The organism is Psychromonas sp. MME2 (genome assembly GCF_040566515.1).
Lineage (GTDB): Bacteria > Pseudomonadota > Gammaproteobacteria > Enterobacterales > Psychromonadaceae > Psychromonas.
In genome coordinates this window covers 532,361-550,678 of record NZ_JBEWXI010000012.1, presented here as the reverse complement: position 1 = coordinate 550,678, position 18,318 = coordinate 532,361, and the positions used below count along the sequence as shown (strand labels likewise).

Sequence of the window (18,318 nt, the reverse complement as noted above, 5' to 3'; positions counted from 1 at the left end):
AGAGCTTTAGTTATACTGCTAAAATCACATATCTAGCTTATGCAGGTTGAATATACTTTGAAAATAAAAAAGCATTGATCATCGTCAATGCTTTTTATCAATAAGAATATATTTTTTAGATTGATTTTCTTCGTGAAAAAACTAAACCAGCAAGGCCAAGTAACACCAATGCGAAGGATGTAGGCTCTGGGACTGCTGAGGTGACATTTCCAATTTTAATTGATATAAACTCCCCTGTTAAAACATCAGTGATTGTGTAATCGCCAGCAGTCAAACCAAGATTTGCAAAAGTTCCAGACTTAGACCAAGAAACATCTGGCGTCCAAAAATCACCAATCAAATCAGCAGAAGATATGCCAATTCCAGGAGTGCGAAGAGGATCCATAATATAGGTGGCGAATTGAGTCGTCCCACTCGTTGACCAACCAAAATTCGAAGTAGTGAACATATCCCCTATCCAAGGGCTGAAATCAGTACCATCGTGAAAACCAAATGCCACATCTAGCCCGCCCATAGTAGTATCCCCCATTATGTCGGATTGTTGCGAAGCGTTGGTCTCAACACCAACCCCGCCCCATCCTGACGGTGAGGAACTTACCAATTCAGCCGTATTAAGTACGCCAGATGAATTCATTAACACATTACCACCAGACTCAGTGAATGAAAAAACAACACCAGCTTGAGCTTGCAAAGAGATAAAGCCAAGCACGGAAATAGATAATGCACTTTTTATAAATTTGTTCATATGTAATTCCATTTGATAAGTTGAAGTAAACTTAAAGCAAATTTAATACCACATACATAACACGTTGTATTTAATTGTTTTCATATTTTGACTATTTAAGAGTCGTAAAATTATTCGACATTTAAATTTAACATAGGAACAAATGGAATGATTATGTCATTTTTATGTGAAGAGTATTGAGCTAATTGAATTTCTTGTTAATATTATCCACTTGTGTCAGCAATTTGGCTGACAATAGGATAGAATAACTTTTAAAACTTGGTAAATGTTTATTAAGTTGCAGGTAGCAAATAATGTCTTTATTAGAAGTAAAAAACCTTCGCATTGAATACCCTTCTCGGCATGGCGTTCACGCCGCCGTTAAATCGCTTTCTTTAACTATTGAAAGAGGTGAAATTGTAGGTGTCGTAGGTGAATCAGGGGCGGGAAAATCAACTGTAGGGAATGCTGTAATTGACCTTTTAAGCCCACCAGGTGTTATTGCTAATGGAGATATTTATCTCGATGGTGAAAAAATTTCGGGCTTGTCTACAAATCAAATGCGCACTGTTCGCGGCTCTAAAATTGGTTTCATCTTTCAAGATCCCATGACCTCCTTAAATCCTCTTTTTACATCTGAACAGCAAATAACTGAAACCATTCTGGCTAATCTAGATGTATCACCCGAAGATGCCTTTTCCCGTGCGCTTAGTTTAATGGAACAAGTGGGCATTCCTGAGCCACATATTCGCATCAAACAGTATCCCCATCAATTTTCAGGTGGGATGAGGCAACGTGTTGTTATCGCTATCGCCCTCTCTGGAGAACCTGATTTAATTATTGCTGATGAACCTACCACTGCCCTCGATGTTTCTATTCAAAGATCAAATACTGACCCTTATACGTCAACTCTGTGTTGAAAAAAATGTTGGCTGTATGCTAGTTACTCATGATATGGGCGTAGTATCTAATGTGACCGATAAAGTCGCGGTTATGTATCGTGGTGATTTAGTTGAATTTGGCACTACGGCAAAAGTACTTGGCAATCCGAATCATGACTATACTCGCAGCTTGATATCAGCCGTGCCCCGCTCGGATATCAAACTAGACCGATTCCCACTTGTCAGTTATATCGAAGAAGCCAGTGAAATGAAGCAACTCGATATTAAAAATCATTGGCTAGGACAAAGCGAAGATCAAAAAATCTACACAGGACCGCTACTCAATGTGGAAAATGTTAGTTTGCGATTTATTACTAAAGACTCTTTTTTGCTAGTCATCGAGAGTATGTACAGGCATCTAAAAATGTCACTTTTCATATCAATGAAGGAGAGACATTTGGTTTAGTTGGCGAATCAGGCTCGGGTAAATCAACGATTGCCCGCGTTATTGCAGGCTTATATGGCGCCGATGCTGGTAAAATAACCTTCGAAGGCGTTGATTTAACAGCATTGAAATCAGAAAGCCAACGCCGTCCTATACGTAGACAAATGCAGATGGTTTTCCAAAATCCTTATACGTCAATGAATCCTCGCATGAAAATTTTCGATATTATCTCCGAACCCATTCGCTTTCATAAATTAGCTAAATCTGAAGCTGAAATACGGCAAATAGTGCATGACCTCTTAGATCATGTTGGTCTTGGCCGAATGGCTGGCGTAAAATATCCACATGAATTTTCTGGCGGACAACGTCAACGTATCTCAATAGCAAGAGCATTGGCAACACGCCCTCGCCTATTAATCTGTGATGAACCTACATCGGCATTAGATGTATCAGTACAAGCACAAATTCTTAATTTATTGAAAGATCTGCAAGATGAGCTAAACCTAACTATGTTATTCATTAGTCATGATTTGCCAGTTATTCGTCAAGTGTGCGATCGCATTGGCGTGATGAAGCAAGGGCAACTTGTAGAGGTTGCAGAAACAGAACAGCTGTTTGTCAATCCGCAACATCAATATAGTAAACATCTTGTATCATTAATGCCTGAATTTAAAGGGCTTAGAAACAAATTAGAAAACGCATAGAAAAGATAAGCTGGCTTATCCAAGGTTGAAATATTTTCTAATAACCACCAAACCAAAGGGAAATGTCCCCATTAAAGGGGCTATTTAATGAAATTTTTAAAAACAAAACTTGCAATTGCTTTATTTGCAGCAGGACTGAGTTTTTCAGCAGCGGCAGCAGACATAACAGTAGCCTATGATGCGGATCCGGTTTCACTTGATCCACACGAGCAGCTTTCTGGTGGCACTTTACAAATGTCACACATGTTATTTGATCCACTTGTTCGTTTTACTAAAGAGTTAGAGTTTGAACCTCGTATAGCTGAAAAATGGGAACGTATTGACGCAAACACTTTCCGCTTCCAACTGCGCAAAGGTGTTAAATTCCATTCAGGAAATAGCCTAACAGCTGATGATGTTATCTGGACATTCAATCGTTTAAAGATTTCTGGAGACTTTAAAGGTGTTTTTGCACCATACGACGCGATGGTTAAAGTTGACGACTATACCGTGGAACTCAAATCGAGTGAGCCTTACCCGTTAGTTTTACAAACTGCGACTTATATTTTTCCAATGGATAGCAAATTTTACTCTGGTGAAATGGATGGCAAAGACAAAGCAGCCATTGTAAAACATGGTGGCTCATTTGCTTCTACAAATGTTTCAGGTACAGGTCCTTTCACGGTAACATCACGTGAGCAAGGTATTAAAGTTGTATTTGAGCGTTTCAAAGATTACTGGGATACTAAATCACCTGGCAATGTTGATAAATTAACGTTAGTGCCAATTAAAGAAAATGCGACCCGTGTTGCTGCATTACTTTCTGGTGATGTTGATTTAATCAATCCTGTTGCACCTAATGACCATAACCGTGTAGAAAAAACCAAAGGTGTTGACTTAATTACAGTACCAGGCACTCGTATTATTACTTTCCAAATGAATCAAGAAAGTAATCCTGCACTTAAAGATGTCCGTGTTCGTCAAGCGATTGTCCACGCCATTAATAACGATGGTATCGTTAAAAAAATCATGAAAGGCTTTGCAACAACAGCAGGACAACAAGGACCTGCAGGTTATGCTGGTTATGACGCAGCACTTGTTCCTCGTTATGACCTTAAAAAAGCGAAGCAATTAATGAAAGAAGCGGGTTATGAAAAAGGCTTCAAACTAACCATGATGGCACCAAATAATCGTTATGTTAATGATGCTCAGATTGCACAAGCAGCTTCTGCTATGCTCTCTAAAATTGGTATTAAAGTTGATCTTTAAAACCCTGCCAAAGGCACAATACTGGCCTGAATTCGATCTTTGCTCTGCTGATATGATGATGATAGGTTGGCATTCAGATACTGAAGATTCTGCTAACTTTTCAGAGTTCTTAACCATGACTCGTAACGCAGAAACAGGTAAAGGAGCCTATAACTGTGGTCACTATTCAAACTCAGAAGTAGATGATCTAGTTAATAAATCTAACATGGAAACGAATCCTGCACTACGTGCTAAAATGTTACAACGTGTTGAAAAAATTCTATATGATGAGGCTGCATTTGTTCCTCTACACTGGCAAAACCTAGCTTGGGGAGCAAAATCTAATTTACAAGTAGCACCTATTGTTAATGCTATGAACTTCCCATACTTTGGTGACCTAGTCGTTAAATAATATTTTTATGAGTTTATAACCATAATAACTGGCCCTAAATATTCATTTAGGGCCATATTTTTATCTGCAAATAATCTTATGTCTGAGCATCGGGCATATAAAACATTATTTTTATAAAAGGGATATATCAATGTTTACGTTTTTGGTCCAGCGCCTATTTCAGGCTCTGATAGTGATGTTTGTGATCAGTCTGGTAGCCTTCGCTATTCAGGATAATCTAGGAGACCCATTACGTGAATTAGTCGGGCAATCTGTATCAGAAGAACAACGACAAGTATTACGTAATGAATTAGGTCTCAATGACCCTTATCTGACCAAATATACTCGCTTTATCAGTAATGCCGTAAAAGGTGATTTAGGGAACTCCTATTTCTTCAAAAAACCAGCGGTTGAAATTATTTTAAGTAAGTTACAAGCAACCCTTGAATTAGTATTAGGCGCGACCTTGCTGATTATTTTCATTTCCATTCCGCTCGGTGTCTACTCAGCAATAAATCCTAAAAGTACATGGACTAAAATCATCATGGCCGTGAGTAGCCTAGGTATATCTGTACCTGTATTCCTAACAGCAATATTACTTATGTACTTATTCTCAATAGAACTTAACTGGTTACCTTCCTATGGCCGGGGAGAAACCGTTAATATTTTAGGTTGGGAAACTGGTTATTTAACAAAAGATGGGCTGTTACACCTTATTTTGCCCTGCATTTCATTATCTTCAATAATGATGCCACTATTTATTCGCTTGGTACGTTCTGAAATGCTCGAAGCGTTGAGCTCAGAATATGTGAAATTTGCCACGGCGAAAGGCTTGTCGATGAATAAAATATATTATCAACATGCGCTTAAAAACACTATGTTACCCGTTATTACAGTTGGTGGCGTACAAATCGGCACAATGGTCGCTTACACCATTTTAACGGAAACGGTATTCCAATGGCCTGGCACTGGATTCCTCTTTTTAGAAGCGATAAACCGCGTTGATACCCCCTTAATTACCGCCTATGTCATTTTTGTAGGTTTAATTTTTGTAGTCACAAATACCATTGTCGACTTGTTATATGGGATCATTAACCCAACTGTAAACATTACCGGTAAAGGCGCTTAATTATGAATAACATCACCTCTTCACATGTTCCTTCTCGCTGGAAACGCTTTAAAGACTCGGATCTCATTTACTACTTTTTAAGAGATAAAGTCGCCATGCTGAGCTTTGCACTATTTTTAGCGTTCTTCTTAGCTGCACTGTTCGCTCCATTGATTGCACCAACGAATCCCTATGACTTAAATGCGATAGATTTAATGGATTCAGAGCTCCCCCATCTTGGTTAGAGGATGGCGATACACGCTTCATACTAGGTACCGATGACCAAGGCCGAGATGTTTTATCAACGATTCTTTATGGCTCTCGTTTATCGCTAACGATTGGTTTTTTAGCCGTTGCCGTGCAATTAATACTGGGTATTGTTATTGGCTTGTCGGCAGGCTATTTTGGAGGCCGTATTGATGGCTTTTTAATGCGCTTTGCCGATATTCAGTTATCCTTTTCTACCATGATGGTCGCCATTATTGTGTCGGCTATCTTCAAAGCGACCTTTGGTAGTGAATTTTTTAGTCAATATGCGGTGATCCTATTGATTGTCATCATCGGCATTGCTGAATGGCCACAATACGCACGGACAATACGCGCAACCGTACTCGCAGAAAAACAGAAGGAATATGTTGAAGCTGCACAAGTAATGGGCTTAAAATCACTGCGTATTATGTTTAGACATATCCTACCAAACTGTCTATCACCTATTTTAGTTATCTCAACGGTTCAGGTCGCTAATGCGATTATGTCGGAAGCCGCCCTCTCCTTTTTAGGCTTAGGTTTACCCGTTGATCAGCCTTCACTGGGCGCTTTAATAAGCATCGGCTTCAAATACATATTCTCTGGCGCTTGGTGGATTACCGTTTTCCCAGGGATCGTGTTAGTGACATTAGTTTTGGTCATTAACTTATTGGGAGATTGGCTAAGAGATGCCTTTAACCCAAAGATTTATAAAGGTTAGTTTCTCATATCTTTTATAGCTAAAAGGATTATTCCCTATGGAATAATCCTTTTTATTTATGCGCTCGTCATTGTCAAGTTATTAATCCAATGACGTTTTAAGTAACGAGAAAAACAGAGGATAAATTTTACAACCTCCTCACTTAGCATCATCATATAGACGTATTTAAAATCTAAATGCAGAACAAAAGCGGCAAATGCCGTACTGGAACCCCAACGACCCAAGTTGAGATAAAATCCATACGTAAACAAAACAGGTTATCGCCTCCAGCTCTTAACATCCCATTAATAATAATCATATTGAGCATACGTAACCATATCGCACAGCAAAATATCATTAATGCAGGTGATGCAAGAGGGTAAAGTTCATCACTGGCTAAGTTTAACCATGATAAAATGGTGTGTTGGCCAAGTAGGAGCAATAACCCAATTATACCGCCAAATACCAATACTATTTTGATAAAGTATTTTGACATATCTAATGCTTGGGCAAAATCATCTCTCCCCAATGACTGTCCCAATAAGACAGAACAAGCAACTGAAAGACCAAAAAACAGTGAATAACACAAAGACTCAAAGGGGCCAATCATACTGAAAACCGTCAGTTCTGTGGTTCCCATATGGCCAAAAACCATCTGATAAACAAGCGTACCAATTGCCCAAACTAAAGCACTTGCAGTAGAGGGAACTGCAAGTTTTTATCGATTTCCATAAAAATGTAGAGTCCTTTAATGGCATAACTGTGAATAACCAATGTTTACGCCAGTACAATAATCCAACCATAAGCATAACTTGCAATAGACGTGAGATCGTCGTTGCTAAAGCAGCACCAGCAACCCCCATTGCGGGTACACCTAATCCGCCTTTAATAAGCCAAAAGTTTAAGGCAATATTAACAATAATAGTTATCATACCTAGATATAAAGGCGTAACGGTATCGCCTGAAGAGCGTAAAGCTGATTCAGAAACAATCACTAAATGCGTTAATAGCAACACAGGAAAGCTGTAATAAAGGTAAGTTGAACCTAATGCAATAACGTTACTATCTGTTGTTTGCAACAACATAATGTAACCAGAAAGTAATGTGATCATTAGCGTAATGGGAATCAGTAATTTAGTACCACAATTAATAACTAATATGGTAATAGTTTTTGCCGCAGAGACATCACCTTTCCCCCAATACTGTGCGACTAAAACACCATGTGCCGATGCCATGCCAGCCATAATAATAATGGCAACAAATTGCCACTTTGATGCGATACCAACAGCCGCTGTCGCACCATGGCCGAAATCACTAACCATTAACACATCAGCTATGGCTAATATTGCAACTAAAGCACTTTGCAGCGCAACAGGAAAAGCAAGCTTAATAACCCTATATAATCCACTGTTTATATGTGATTTATTGTTTTCATTTTGATTTTTCGTAATGGTCATTGAAACTCCTTAGTTTGTGCTGCAACTATAGGAGGATAGTGCGTAAAATAACATGTGTTAAAAAAGAGAAAAACTGTGCAAATCCGTCATCAAAAACAGTAGATATATTTTCTGTTCAATACCGTAGCAGTGAAACATGAATTTATGCTAGGTGAATATGAAATAAAAACATAAACTTATCAACAATATAGACAAATAACACACCTTAGCAATCGCAGTTGATTACTAAGGAGTAATGAACACTAAAGTTACTTGGCCTCTAATACGGCTAAAATATCCTGCATAGAGCGCTGGTATTGCTCCTCATTAGAGTTATGGAATAGCAATAAATCATCATGAATATGAGCTTCATCGATACTGCTTGGAATCGCGAAATTAACTCCTTTAATATACTCATCCCAATTATCAAGTTTCCAGGTATCTCGCGGCGAATTTCGTTCAATCATACGCTGTTTCACAACATCAATATCAGTTGCTACCCAAACAACGGTTAGGCGGGCATTTTTTTCTAATAACTTATCTTTCAACGCATCAATAAAAGCGGTATCTCTTATTTCACGGGTAAAAGGGGCATTAATGAGTACGATATCCTCATATTCCAAGGCTTCCATCGCCAGCGCTAAAATCGCATCATATTCGTAATTACGAATATGCTCTTCAAAAAAATCTGAACTACGGTTCACTTCTGCATTAGCGGCTTTAAAAATCTGGTGAGATAGCACAATAAGTGTATCTTTATCTAAATAGACAACATGTTTAAGCGCTTTGGCTAATTGCTTGGAAATATAGGTTTTGCCACTTGCTGGTGGGGAGGTGACAAGAATTAAGCGTTTCATTATTATTCCTTATTTAAAATATTAAAATGCCATTATACAGCCCCTTAAATACAATATTTCTGACCTAAATTAAGTAAACAAAAGGGGGATTTCACTTTGTATTAACGTGCTATATATATCTAATTGAATCATCACATTATCTATTAATGGCACTAGAATCAAATTGTTCGCTAATAATTTTGCGATATAGTGGATTGGAAAAGTCTTAGATTAAATTTTCAACGCTCAATCATGACGACTCAGCCAGTAAACGAAAGGCGTAAAAATAAAAAAGGTAACCATCAGGCTACCTTTAAAATAGTAATTAACAACTGGTTTTGTAAATGAAAATCAAGAAAAAAGCATGTTACTTATTGTACAAGCGCCATGACCTTTACCGCCCACAGCCCACAACCCATTACCACTGACTTGATAACTACCTGACAGGTCGAAATGGATCCAATTTGTCTCGGGTTGGTCAATGAATTTGGCTAAAAATGCGGCGGCTGTCGATGCGCCCGCCATACCTTCACCGCTGTGAATATTGGCAATATCGGCAAATGAGGAGCTAATTTGTTTAAGGTGGAAATCTTCTAAAGGTAAACGCCATACCTTTTCATTTTCACTTTTAGCACATCTAACAGCAGATGAGATTAGGCCTTCATCCATTGATAAAATACAATTATAATCGCGACCTACTGCCATTTTAGCCGCCCCCGTCAGTGTCGCAGCATCGATGATTCGTTTCGCATTACTCTCTTGCGCAGCAATCAGACCATCGGCTAACACTAAACGTCCCTCAGCATCGCTGTTTAATACTTCAACGGTTATGCCATTTTTATAGGTGATCACATCCCCTAATTTTAATGCGTTATTGCTGATCATATTTTCTGCACAACAAAGATATAATTTAACTCTTTTTTGCAAACCATTCGCGATTGCTAATGCAAGCGCAGCGGTCAGCGTTGCCGCTCCCCCCATATCACTTTTCATATAGGCCATTGAATCACTTGGTTTCAAGCTATAACCACCAGAGTCAAAGGTGATCCCTTTACCCACCAACGCATAATCAACAACGGCATCTTGCTCTGCCGTTGGATTATAATCAAGTTCAAGCAAACAAGGGGCACGTGAGCTGCCCTTACCTACTTGATAGATTCCTTGGTAATTAGCCTCTAATAATGCCTCTCCTGCGATAATATTGTATGTGATAGTCTGCTCTGCGGGTAAGACACTTTCAATCAGTGCTACCGCTTTTTCACACAACAATTCAGGGTAGAGTGCTTGCGGACCTAAATTGACGGTTTCTCTGACCCATTCGATGATATTTTTACGCTGAGTAAGCTGCTCTAAATCACTTTCACTGATATCACCGAAATCGACTGGAGCCCCCTTTTAGCCGTATAAAATCCCTGAGAAAAAGCCCATCGGAGTTCATTATCCCAGCCAGTGCCAATTAATTTTATCGCTTCTATCGCCATTGTATTTAACGTGCGAGCCGCTGTTTGTACCTGTGTAAATAGCACTTTATTATCATCTAAATGGATCTTCGCAGAGCCTTCGCTAAAACTAAGTAACGCATCTTTGCCCCATGCAGCAGGCGCCTTACCAAAGCTTAAAGAGACTTGTAATTCATTGCTCATCATTTTCTATTTCCTAGTAAGCAAAAACGTAAGCCAAAGCTTACGTTTTGTATAAAATAATAACTAAAACTCATCTATCCAACATTGCTGCACGGCTTCTAATATCCGTTCATTACAATGTTTGGGATCATCTGAAAAATCATCTAAAGTTAAGATCCATTCTCGTAAATCGGTAAAGCGAATCTTGCTTGGATCCTGATCTGGATATTTCTCCAGTAATGCTAATGCTAACTCAGTCGAGTCGATCCACTTTAATGGCATATTCACCTCCGATTTATAATCGTTACTTAATGATTTTCCGAAACAATATTGACGGTGTATTTAGGGATTTCAACCACTAAATCTTCATCGCGAACACAAGCTTGGCAACCTAAGCGCGATTCAGGCTCCAACCCCCATGCTTTATCTAGCATATCATCTTCTAGCTCATCGCTTTCATCAAGGGAATCAAAACCTTCTCGAACAATCACATGACAGGTGGTACAGGCACAGGATTTTTCACAGGCATGCTCAATATCAATATGATTTTTTAATGCGACATCTAAAATTGTCTCCCCCTCCTGCGCCTCAACCACTAAACCATCGGGGCACAATTCTTGGTGGGGTAAAAATATTACTTTGGCCATCTTAATAGCACCTTATTCTAGTAAAGAAATTTATATTTGCTTAACAGACTTACCTGTTAATGCTTGTTTAATAGAGGCATCCATGCGTAATGATGCATAGTGATCCGTTAATTTATCGATATCAGTTAATGCTTGTTTGATCGCCTCAACATCACTCCCCTGGGCAATTATTTCAAGTTGTGCAATATTTTCAACAATTGCTTGATACTCATGCTCTGATAACAACTGTTTACCATCTTTAAATAATGCCGCCTGTAAATTTTCTACAACACGTTTAACTTCGACCTGCTGCTCAATCAACATACGTAACTGGATATCTTGTTGCGCATGACTCATTGAGTCTGACAACATTTGCATCACTTGGTTATCACTCAAACCATAGGAAGGTTTCACCTCAATATGAGCTTGCACTCCAGAGGATTTCTCCATCGCACTGACACTTAGTAAACCATCTGCATCGACTTGGAATGTCACACGAATATGAGCGGCACCAGCCGCCATTGGTGGTATATCGGTTAAAACAAAGCGCGCTAATGAACGACAATCATCAACCATTTCACGTTCACCCTGCAAGACATGGATAAGCATCGCCGTTTGACCATCTTTAAAGGTAGTAAATTCCTGTGCTCGCGCCACGGGAATCGTGGTATTGCGCGGAATAACTTTTTCAACTAATCCGCCCATCGTCTCTAAACCGAGAGATAGCGGTAATACATCTAGTAATAACATTTCTGAATCAGGTTTATTACCAACCAAGATATCCGCTTGAATAGCCGCACCAATGGCAACCACTTTATCGGGATCTATGGATGTTAAAACCTCTCGCCCAAAGTAGTGACTCACTTGTTCGCGAACCATTGGTATTCGAGTTGACCCACCTACCATGACCACTTCAACGATATCGGTCAATGATATTGAGGCATCTTTTACCGCCCGTTTACAGGCTCGAATGGTTTTTTTAACCAGCTGATTAATGAGCGTTTCAAATTCACTGCGCGTTAAGGTCAGCGATATCTGTTTATCCTGCAATTCGATAGTCACCTGTGACTGCGCGCTAAGAGCCTGTTTGGCTGAGCGTGCCACCTGTAATAATTCCTGCTGTAATTGAGGGGTGACCGTTCCACAAATATTGGCTTGCGTACGGATCCAATCGACGATGGTAAGGTCAAAATCATCGCCGCCTAGGGCTGAATCACCGCCCGTTGCTAGCACTTCAAAAACGCCTTTATGCAGGCGTAAAATGGAGATATCAAAGGTACCGCCACCTAAATCATAAACTGCAATCACCCCCTCTTGCGCAGAGTCCAAACCATAAGCAATCGCTGCTGCGGTGGGTTCATTCAATAGACGTAAAACATGTAATCCAGCCAAACGCGCCGCATCTTTTGTACCTTGGCGCTGAGCATCATCGAAATAGGCAGGGACAGTGATCACCACACCGTCTAACTCTCCTTGCAGGGCTTCATTAGCACGTGCGCTTAATGCTTTTAAAATTTCACTAGAAGCTTGTATCGCATTAATCGGGCCTTGACGGGTATCTATTTGTAACAAACCACTTTCATGTTCACTAAAGTGATAGGGAACGTGTGTTGTATCGATATCCGTTAATGACTTACCGATAAATCTTTTTACCGACACTAAGGTATTAACGGGATCGCTAAGAAGATAATCCTGCGCTGTCCGTCCGACGGTAATTTGCTCATCGCCATAATGGATCACAGAAGGAAGCATATCCTGTTGCTGATGGTCAACAAGTGTTGCCGCTACGCCACTTCGTACGCTGGCCACTAAGGAGTTTGTTGTGCCTAAATCAATACCGACAGCAAGTTTATGCTGATGGGGAGCCGCCGATAAACCAGGCTCTGCAATTTGAAGTAATGCCATCGTTTGTTATCCTGTTTTACGCTTATTTTCAGTCGAAAAGCTTTTCTTCAACTAATTCAAGTTCTGTTTGTAGTTTGGACATAAATTTAAGTTTTCTAACACTATCTGCAGCTGCTTGAAAATTTTTATTTTGCAGTTGCTCTGCAATCAAAGACTCAAGGCTAGCAACTTGACGCTTAATCTGGATAGCAAAAAGGTCTATCTCATCTTCGTCTTGATCGGTAAAGTCAGCAATGCGCTCTCGCCACTCCATCTGTTGCATCAAAAAAGTAGTATCCTGCAATGTTTTTTGTTCCATCGCCATATCTACCCCAACAAGGGAGAGCATATATTGTGCACGTAAACAGCTGTTTTTTAACGTTTGGTAAGCATCGTTAATTTCGGTACTTTGTTGCATCGCGCGCAAACGTTGGGCATCATCATGCATCGCAAATTTATCTGGATGCGCCTGTTTTTGTAGTTCTCGATAAATTTCAGATAAGCGGGCTTGATCAATTTGAAATGCGACGGGAAGAGAAAATAACTCAAAATAATTCAAAACAATATCCTAGCGAAGGTTGATTTAAAAAAACGCCTCTATCTTAGCAATTTATAAGATAAAAGGCGTTATTATTATCGGTTATAGGTTAAACGCTAAAGCTTTCACCACAACCACACTCGCCATTAGTATTGGGGTTATTAAATTCAAAGCCTTCATTAAGCCCTTCTTTAACAAAGTCCAATTGTGTGCCATCAAGATATACCAAGCTCTTTTTATCAACAACAACTTTCACACCTTTATCGATAAAGACAACATCGTCATCATTGAGTGCATCTACAAATTCAAGGACATAAGCCATGCCCGAACAACCAGATGTTTTAACGCCTAGACGTAAGCCAATTCCTTTACCGCGATTTGCGAGAAAAGCAGCCACATGTTTAGCTGCAGGTTCAGTCATTGTGATTGCCAAAATCCACTCCAATTACACACTAATAATTTCTTAAAAAACATTAATAATACCTAACTTGTCGATTATTTGATACAAGTTAAGAATATGAACTACTTATTTGGATGCTTACTTTTATAATCTGCAATTGCAGCTTTAATTGCATCCTCTGCCAAAATAGAACAATGTATTTTCACTGGGGGCAAAGCTAATTCAGCAGAGATTTCAGTATTGGTAATTTCACTCGCTTGTTCAAGCGTTTTACCTTTAACCCACTCAGTTACCAATGAACTTGAAGCAATCGCACTACCGCACCCATAAGTTTTGAATTTCGCATCAGAAATAATGCCATTATCATCTATTTTTAGTTGTAGCTTCATTACATCGCCACAGGCTGGCGCACCAACCATGCCCGTTGCTACACTTGCATCATTTTTATCAAATGAGCCAACGTTACGTGGGTTTTCATAATGGTCGATTACTTTTTCACTATAAGCCATGATATTTATCCTTTTCTAATTAATTTTAATGCGCCTGAATTAGTGGTGAGACCATTCAATACTATTGATATCAATGCCTTCTTTGTACATATCCCAAAGTGGTGACATATCACGTAGACGACCGATATTTTCACGAATGATTTTAATAGCGTAATCAATTTCTTCGGCAGTAGTAAAGCGCCCAATACTAAAACGAATTGAACTATGCGCTAATTCATCATCACGACCAATTGCTCTTAATACATAGGAAGGTTCAAGGCTCGCTGAAGTACAAGCACTTCCCGAAGAGACAGCCAAATCTTTCAGCGCCATAACCAATGACTCACCTTCAACATAGTTAAAGCTAATATTGATATTACCCGCGACTCGATGTTCCATTGAGCCGTTGACATAAACCTCTTCCATATCACTTACACCGTCTAATAAGCGATTACGTAATGCCAGAATACGCTCATTTTCGGTCGCCATTTCCTCTTTAGCAATACGGAAAGCTTCTCCCATTGCAACAATTTGATGGGTTGCCAGTGTCCCGCTACGCATACCTCGTTCGTGACCACCACCGTGTATTTGCGCTTCTAAACGAACACGCGGTTTACGGCACACATATAATGCGCCAATCCCTTTTGGACCATATATCTTATGAGCAGAAAAAGAGATCAAGTCAACTTTCATTGTTTGCACATCAATCTCTACTTTACCGGCACTTTGCGCTGCATCAACGTGTAATATTGTTTTATTGGCACGGCATAATTCAGCAAATGCGGCAATATCTTGAATCACGCCAATCTCATTATTAACATGCATCAAACTCACTAACACGGTATCTTCTCGTAATGCTGCTTGCAGTTGTTGAGGTGTTACTATGCCATCAGCCTGTGGATCAAGATAAGTGACTTCGTAACCTTCACGCTCTAATTGACGACATGAATCTAAAACCGCCTTATGCTCAGTTTTTGAAGTGATAATATGCTTGCCTTTTTTACCGTAAAAATGCGCAGCACCTTTAATCGCAAGATTATCGGACTCGGTAGCCCCCGATGTAAAAACAATTTCTCGGGGATCTGCATTAATAAGGTCAGCAATTTGTTCACGAGCAATATCTACAGCCTCTTCGGCTTGCCAGCCAAAACGATGAGAACGAGAGGCTGGATTACCAAACTCACCATCCATCGTTAAAAATTGCATCATTTTTTCAGCAACACGTGGATCAACGGGGTTAGTTGCTGCGTAATCAAGGTAAATCGGTAATTTCATTTTTCTCTCCACTGCTAACATTATCGTTATTGAGATTTCACATTAAGTTGCGCAGTTTGATTGTATTTATTATTTTGAATTTCAGATATATGTTGCACATGGTCAGAAGACATTAACTCTTCAAGGGTAATATCATCTAAAAACGAACTAATTCGGTCGCTTAACTGCGCCCATAATGAGTGTGTTAAACATTGCACCCCATCATCGGTGCAACCACCATTGCCAGAGCATTTACGAATATTAATAGATTCATTCACCGCATCAATAATCATCGCCACGGATATTTCATTACGTGGACGTCCTAATTTATAACCGCCACCAGGACCTCTGACACTACTCACTAAATTATTTTTACGTAATTTAGAGAACAACTGCTCTAAGTAAGAAAGCGATATGCCTTGACGTTCAGATATATCAGCTAAGGGCACCGGCCCGGTATGCTCTTTAATCGCGACATCTAACATTGCCGTTACCGCATAACGACCCTTTGAAGTTAATTTCATAATGCATCACTTATGTAGTGGGAAATAAATAGTTTCCATGACTGTATAAGTGTAATTATATATACCTGACAATTTCAGTCAAGTAAAAAACCACATGCTTTACTAGGTTTTTTCTAAACATTTGTTGAGCTATTTATCGTGCTCGGCGGCTTTGTTATCGCTGGATATCGATTTTTGGATGCTACTAAAAATCCCACGCCACATGCGTAACTCTTTAACCTCTGGGCGAGCTCGATTGAAAAAGCGACGTAATTTAGTCATCACTAAACCGGGGTGGGCCAGGTACAATAAAACGGGTATCCGTTAGCGTTTGCTCAAGATGTTCAAACATCCCCTCTATTTCATTCGCCAACGGATACTCTTCCTGTTGTTCTGGATAGGCTTTATCGGCTAAAAAGGCCATGCGAACTTCATAACTTAATGTTTGCACTGCCATTGCTAAATTAAGTGAACTATATTCAGGGTTAGCAGGAATAAAAACGTGAAAATGGCACTTTTGCAATTCATCGTTAGTCAAACCACTATTTTCACGACCAAAAACTAACGCTATTGGGTGTTTTTTACCCTCAATAACCGCTTTCTCACCCATTTCACGGGGATCTAACATAGGCCAATCTAATGTACGAGGACGCGCACTCGCACCAATAACTAAACCACAATCTGCAATCGCTTCATCTAAGGTTGCAAATAATTGATGATTTTTCAGCAAATCAGAGGCTCCCGCTGATAGTGCAACGGATTTACCATCAATGTCACATTCAGGAGCAACTAATACTAAGTTTGATAACCCCATGGTTTTCATCGCTCTTGCTGCGCTGCCAATATTTCCCGGATGAGACGTTCCAATCAGTATAATGCGCACATTTTCTAACATGTGTATTCCTTGGTCGTTGAGCTAAAATTTAAATGGGCAGAGTTTACCATTATTTGCATGACAAACAAACTAAGGGAGCGGCGAAGATTTTTATCTGTTTTGTCGATATATTGTTTAAATAATTTGCAGATTTGTGTGATCTCTGTATAATTTTGCGCCGAAGGAATCTCCCTTCAATGTTCTTTTAAAATCTAATGGTGATCCAATGCATCCAATGTTAAATATTGCGATTCGTGCTGCGCGAAATGCAGGTAAAGTAATTGTTAAAGGCTTTGAAAATTTAGAGTCAGTTGAAGTTGAAGAAAAATCATTAAATGATTACGTTAGCAGCGTTGATAAAGAAGCTGAACTTGCAATCATTGGTACATTACGTAAATCATACCCAGACCACTGCTTTATTGCTGAAGAGTCTGGTATCGATGAAGGTAAAGACAAGGATTACCAATGGATTATTGATCCCCTAGATGGAACCACTAACTTTATCCACGGCATTCCTCATTTTGCTGTATCAATTGCCTTAAAAATTAAAGGTCGTACCGAAGTCGGTATTGTTTTCGATCCAATTCGTAATGAACTTTTCTCTGCTGTTAAAGGCCAAAGTGCACAATTAAATGGTTACCGAACACGTATCAATTCTGTGCCTAAATTATCAGGAACATTGATAGCAACTGGATTTCCATTTAAACAAAAACATCACACTGAAACTTACTTAAACATCTTTAAAGAGCTCTTTTTAGATGTTTCAGATATGCGTCGTAGCGGTAGTGCTGCACTTGATCTTGCTTACGTTGCAGCAGGTCGTATGGATGGTTTCTGGGAATTTGGTTTAAAACCATGGGACATCGCAGCAGGTGAACTACTAATAAAAGAGTCTGGCGGCATAGTCACAGACTTTAATGGTGGCAATGACTATATGAAAACTGGCAATGTTGTAGCATCTAACCCAAAACTATTAAAAGAGTTGTTAACGGTTATTCGTAAAAATAACGCATAATCAATTGTTTTATTTAAGCGCAAAGCCTCTTTGCGCTTTATACTTATCACTTGCATTCATCTCCCCAAAATAATCACAAAAAGCTGTTCAAAATAGCGCTAAAATTGGTGAATATTTTCATAAAATAACACCAAATTACTGCTTTTTAAGCTTAATAGAATATCTTTTACTCAGAAAAAATAGATGATCTGCAAATTAGATTATTGGCATTTATCCTACCCTGCTCATAAAAGCAATCATTAAATAAACTTTATTTGCTCTTTTTGCGACCAAAATGTTTGTTATTTAATCGCCCCCTTATTTGTTTCATGTATTATCCTCCAACCTTATTTATTACTATAACTTTCAAAGAGATAAATTAATCGTTATGTGATAAAGGTGAAGTTACGATGCAGGTGCATCTTTGGGCAGGAGCC

Annotated in this window: 21 protein-coding genes and 2 pseudogenes; 9 read left to right on the top strand and 14 right to left on the bottom strand. The window is 39.3% G+C overall.

Going from position 1 to position 18,318, the window contains the following annotated elements; translation table 11 throughout:
* Positions 1 to 115 precede the first annotated feature (115 nt).
* Positions 116 to 745, bottom strand: a complete 630-nt coding sequence (locus AB1A03_RS13100) for a PEP-CTERM sorting domain-containing protein (protein WP_354625074.1) — start codon at positions 743 to 745, stop codon at positions 116 to 118.
* A 293-nt stretch (positions 746 to 1,038) separates the two neighbouring features.
* On the opposite strand from AB1A03_RS13100, the gene AB1A03_RS13095 reads away from it, so the two are divergent.
* The 8 genes from AB1A03_RS13095 to AB1A03_RS13060 all read left to right on the top strand — a co-directional run bounded on the left by AB1A03_RS13095 (position 1,039) and on the right by AB1A03_RS13060 (position 6,447).
* On the top strand, positions 1,039 to 1,644 hold the full coding sequence (locus AB1A03_RS13095) for an ABC transporter ATP-binding protein (protein WP_354625073.1): 606 nt from the start codon (positions 1,039 to 1,041) through the stop codon (positions 1,642 to 1,644).
* 16 nt (positions 1,645 to 1,660) lie between these two features.
* The gene (locus AB1A03_RS13090; RefSeq protein ID WP_354625072.1) at positions 1,661 to 2,071 is read left to right on the top strand and encodes an ABC transporter ATP-binding protein; all 411 of its coding nucleotides are present in this window, start codon (positions 1,661 to 1,663) and stop codon (positions 2,069 to 2,071) included.
* Entirely contained in the window at positions 2,044 to 2,754 is a 711-nt protein-coding gene (locus tag AB1A03_RS13085) for an ATP-binding cassette domain-containing protein (protein ID WP_354625310.1), read from the top strand. Before AB1A03_RS13090 ends, AB1A03_RS13085 begins: the two co-directional genes overlap by 28 nt.
* An 87-nt stretch (positions 2,755 to 2,841) precedes the next feature.
* Positions 2,842 to 4,002: an ABC transporter substrate-binding protein gene (locus AB1A03_RS13080; protein WP_354625071.1), complete on the top strand. Its 1,161-nt coding sequence runs from the start codon at positions 2,842 to 2,844 to the stop codon at positions 4,000 to 4,002.
* A complete protein-coding gene (locus tag AB1A03_RS13075) occupies positions 3,992 to 4,393 on the top strand; it encodes a periplasmic substrate-binding domain-containing protein (protein WP_354625070.1) in 402 nt (133 codons plus the stop codon). Before AB1A03_RS13080 ends, AB1A03_RS13075 begins: the two co-directional genes overlap by 11 nt.
* Positions 4,394 to 4,523: 130 nt before the next feature.
* On the top strand, positions 4,524 to 5,501 hold the full coding sequence (locus AB1A03_RS13070; protein ID WP_354625069.1) for an ABC transporter permease: 978 nt from the start codon (positions 4,524 to 4,526) through the stop codon (positions 5,499 to 5,501).
* A 2-nt stretch (positions 5,502 to 5,503) separates the two neighbouring features.
* The gene (locus AB1A03_RS13065; protein WP_354625068.1) at positions 5,504 to 5,725 is read left to right on the top strand and encodes a hypothetical protein; all 222 of its coding nucleotides are present in this window, start codon (positions 5,504 to 5,506) and stop codon (positions 5,723 to 5,725) included.
* Positions 5,726 to 5,838: 113 nt separating this feature from the next.
* Positions 5,839 to 6,447, top strand: coding sequence for an ABC transporter permease (locus AB1A03_RS13060; protein WP_354625067.1), 609 nt, complete (start codon positions 5,839 to 5,841; stop codon positions 6,445 to 6,447).
* A gap of 172 nt (positions 6,448 to 6,619) precedes the next feature.
* On the opposite strand, the gene AB1A03_RS13055 is transcribed toward AB1A03_RS13060, so the two are convergent.
* The 13 genes and pseudogenes from AB1A03_RS13055 to trmJ all read right to left on the bottom strand — a co-directional run bounded on the left by AB1A03_RS13055 (position 6,620) and on the right by trmJ (position 16,908).
* On the bottom strand, positions 6,620 to 7,081 hold the full coding sequence (locus AB1A03_RS13055; protein WP_354625066.1) for an MATE family efflux transporter: 462 nt from the start codon (positions 7,079 to 7,081) through the stop codon (positions 6,620 to 6,622).
* On the bottom strand, positions 7,020 to 7,883 hold the full coding sequence (locus AB1A03_RS13050; RefSeq protein ID WP_354625065.1) for an MATE family efflux transporter: 864 nt from the start codon (positions 7,881 to 7,883) through the stop codon (positions 7,020 to 7,022). The genes AB1A03_RS13055 and AB1A03_RS13050 overlap by 62 nt, the downstream gene beginning before the upstream one ends.
* 248 nt (positions 7,884 to 8,131) lie before the next feature.
* Positions 8,132 to 8,719: a P-loop nucleotide/nucleoside kinase family protein gene (locus AB1A03_RS13045; protein ID WP_354625064.1), complete on the bottom strand. Its 588-nt coding sequence runs from the start codon at positions 8,717 to 8,719 to the stop codon at positions 8,132 to 8,134.
* Positions 8,720 to 9,049: 330 nt separating this feature from the next.
* Positions 9,050 to 10,341, bottom strand: a pseudogene (gene pepB / locus AB1A03_RS13040) (aminopeptidase PepB).
* Between the two features lie 63 nt (positions 10,342 to 10,404).
* Positions 10,405 to 10,602: a Fe-S cluster assembly protein IscX gene (gene iscX, locus AB1A03_RS13030; RefSeq protein WP_354625062.1), complete on the bottom strand. Its 198-nt coding sequence runs from the start codon at positions 10,600 to 10,602 to the stop codon at positions 10,405 to 10,407.
* A 26-nt stretch (positions 10,603 to 10,628) separates the two neighbouring features.
* Positions 10,629 to 10,967 carry an ISC system 2Fe-2S type ferredoxin gene (fdx, locus tag AB1A03_RS13025; protein WP_354625060.1) on the bottom strand — a complete coding sequence of 113 codons (339 nt, stop codon included), beginning with the start codon at positions 10,965 to 10,967 and terminating at the stop codon, positions 10,629 to 10,631.
* Between the two features lie 30 nt (positions 10,968 to 10,997).
* Entirely contained in the window at positions 10,998 to 12,851 is a 1,854-nt protein-coding gene (gene hscA, locus AB1A03_RS13020; RefSeq protein ID WP_354625059.1) for a Fe-S protein assembly chaperone HscA, read from the bottom strand.
* Between the two features lie 28 nt (positions 12,852 to 12,879).
* Complete coding sequence (gene hscB, locus AB1A03_RS13015) at positions 12,880 to 13,389, bottom strand: co-chaperone HscB (protein WP_354625058.1); 510 nt, start codon at positions 13,387 to 13,389, stop codon at positions 12,880 to 12,882.
* Between the two features lie 88 nt (positions 13,390 to 13,477).
* On the bottom strand, positions 13,478 to 13,801 hold the full coding sequence (gene iscA, locus AB1A03_RS13010) for an iron-sulfur cluster assembly protein IscA (RefSeq protein ID WP_354625057.1): 324 nt from the start codon (positions 13,799 to 13,801) through the stop codon (positions 13,478 to 13,480).
* An 89-nt stretch (positions 13,802 to 13,890) separates the two neighbouring features.
* Positions 13,891 to 14,277, bottom strand: a complete 387-nt coding sequence (gene iscU, locus AB1A03_RS13005) for a Fe-S cluster assembly scaffold IscU (protein ID WP_354625056.1) — start codon at positions 14,275 to 14,277, stop codon at positions 13,891 to 13,893.
* Positions 14,278 to 14,316: 39 nt separating this feature from the next.
* A complete protein-coding gene (locus AB1A03_RS13000; RefSeq protein ID WP_354625055.1) occupies positions 14,317 to 15,531 on the bottom strand; it encodes an IscS subfamily cysteine desulfurase in 1,215 nt (404 codons plus the stop codon).
* A 26-nt stretch (positions 15,532 to 15,557) separates the two neighbouring features.
* Entirely contained in the window at positions 15,558 to 16,034 is a 477-nt protein-coding gene (iscR, locus tag AB1A03_RS12995) for a Fe-S cluster assembly transcriptional regulator IscR (protein WP_354625054.1), read from the bottom strand.
* Between the two features lie 129 nt (positions 16,035 to 16,163).
* Positions 16,164 to 16,908, bottom strand: a pseudogene (trmJ, locus tag AB1A03_RS12990) (tRNA (cytosine(32)/uridine(32)-2'-O)-methyltransferase TrmJ).
* 205 nt (positions 16,909 to 17,113) lie between these two features.
* Here trmJ and suhB point away from each other — a divergent pair.
* On the top strand, positions 17,114 to 17,902 hold the full coding sequence (gene suhB / locus AB1A03_RS12985) for an inositol-1-monophosphatase (protein ID WP_354625053.1): 789 nt from the start codon (positions 17,114 to 17,116) through the stop codon (positions 17,900 to 17,902).
* Positions 17,903 to 18,318: the final 416 nt, after the last annotated feature.

What these genes read in the sequence shown, in the direction of transcription:
- AB1A03_RS13100 (WP_354625074.1), bottom strand. Translation starts at nt 745, where the DNA reads ATGAACAAATTTATAAAAAGTGCATTATCTATTTCCGTGCTTGGCTTT.
- AB1A03_RS13095 (WP_354625073.1), top strand. Translation starts at nt 1,039, where the DNA reads ATGTCTTTATTAGAAGTAAAAAACCTTCGCATTGAATACCCTTCTCGG.
- AB1A03_RS13090 (WP_354625072.1), top strand. Translation starts at nt 1,661, where the DNA reads ATGCTAGTTACTCATGATATGGGCGTAGTATCTAATGTGACCGATAAA.
- AB1A03_RS13080 (WP_354625071.1), top strand. Translation starts at nt 2,842, where the DNA reads ATGAAATTTTTAAAAACAAAACTTGCAATTGCTTTATTTGCAGCAGGA.
- AB1A03_RS13070 (WP_354625069.1), top strand. Translation starts at nt 4,524, where the DNA reads ATGTTTACGTTTTTGGTCCAGCGCCTATTTCAGGCTCTGATAGTGATG.
- AB1A03_RS13065 (WP_354625068.1), top strand. Translation starts at nt 5,504, where the DNA reads ATGAATAACATCACCTCTTCACATGTTCCTTCTCGCTGGAAACGCTTT.
- AB1A03_RS13055 (WP_354625066.1), bottom strand. Translation starts at nt 7,081, where the DNA reads ATGGTTTTTGGCCATATGGGAACCACAGAACTGACGGTTTTCAGTATG.
- AB1A03_RS13050 (WP_354625065.1), bottom strand. Translation starts at nt 7,883, where the DNA reads ATGACCATTACGAAAAATCAAAATGAAAACAATAAATCACATATAAAC.
- AB1A03_RS13045 (WP_354625064.1), bottom strand. Translation starts at nt 8,719, where the DNA reads ATGAAACGCTTAATTCTTGTCACCTCCCCACCAGCAAGTGGCAAAACC.
- iscX (WP_354625062.1), bottom strand. Translation starts at nt 10,602, where the DNA reads ATGCCATTAAAGTGGATCGACTCGACTGAGTTAGCATTAGCATTACTG.
- fdx (WP_354625060.1), bottom strand. Translation starts at nt 10,967, where the DNA reads ATGGCCAAAGTAATATTTTTACCCCACCAAGAATTGTGCCCCGATGGT.
- hscA (WP_354625059.1), bottom strand. Translation starts at nt 12,851, where the DNA reads ATGGCATTACTTCAAATTGCAGAGCCTGGTTTATCGGCGGCTCCCCAT.
- iscU (WP_354625056.1), bottom strand. Translation starts at nt 14,277, where the DNA reads ATGGCTTATAGTGAAAAAGTAATCGACCATTATGAAAACCCACGTAAC.
- AB1A03_RS13000 (WP_354625055.1), bottom strand. Translation starts at nt 15,531, where the DNA reads ATGAAATTACCGATTTACCTTGATTACGCAGCAACTAACCCCGTTGAT.
- iscR (WP_354625054.1), bottom strand. Translation starts at nt 16,034, where the DNA reads ATGAAATTAACTTCAAAGGGTCGTTATGCGGTAACGGCAATGTTAGAT.
- suhB (WP_354625053.1), top strand. Translation starts at nt 17,114, where the DNA reads ATGCATCCAATGTTAAATATTGCGATTCGTGCTGCGCGAAATGCAGGT.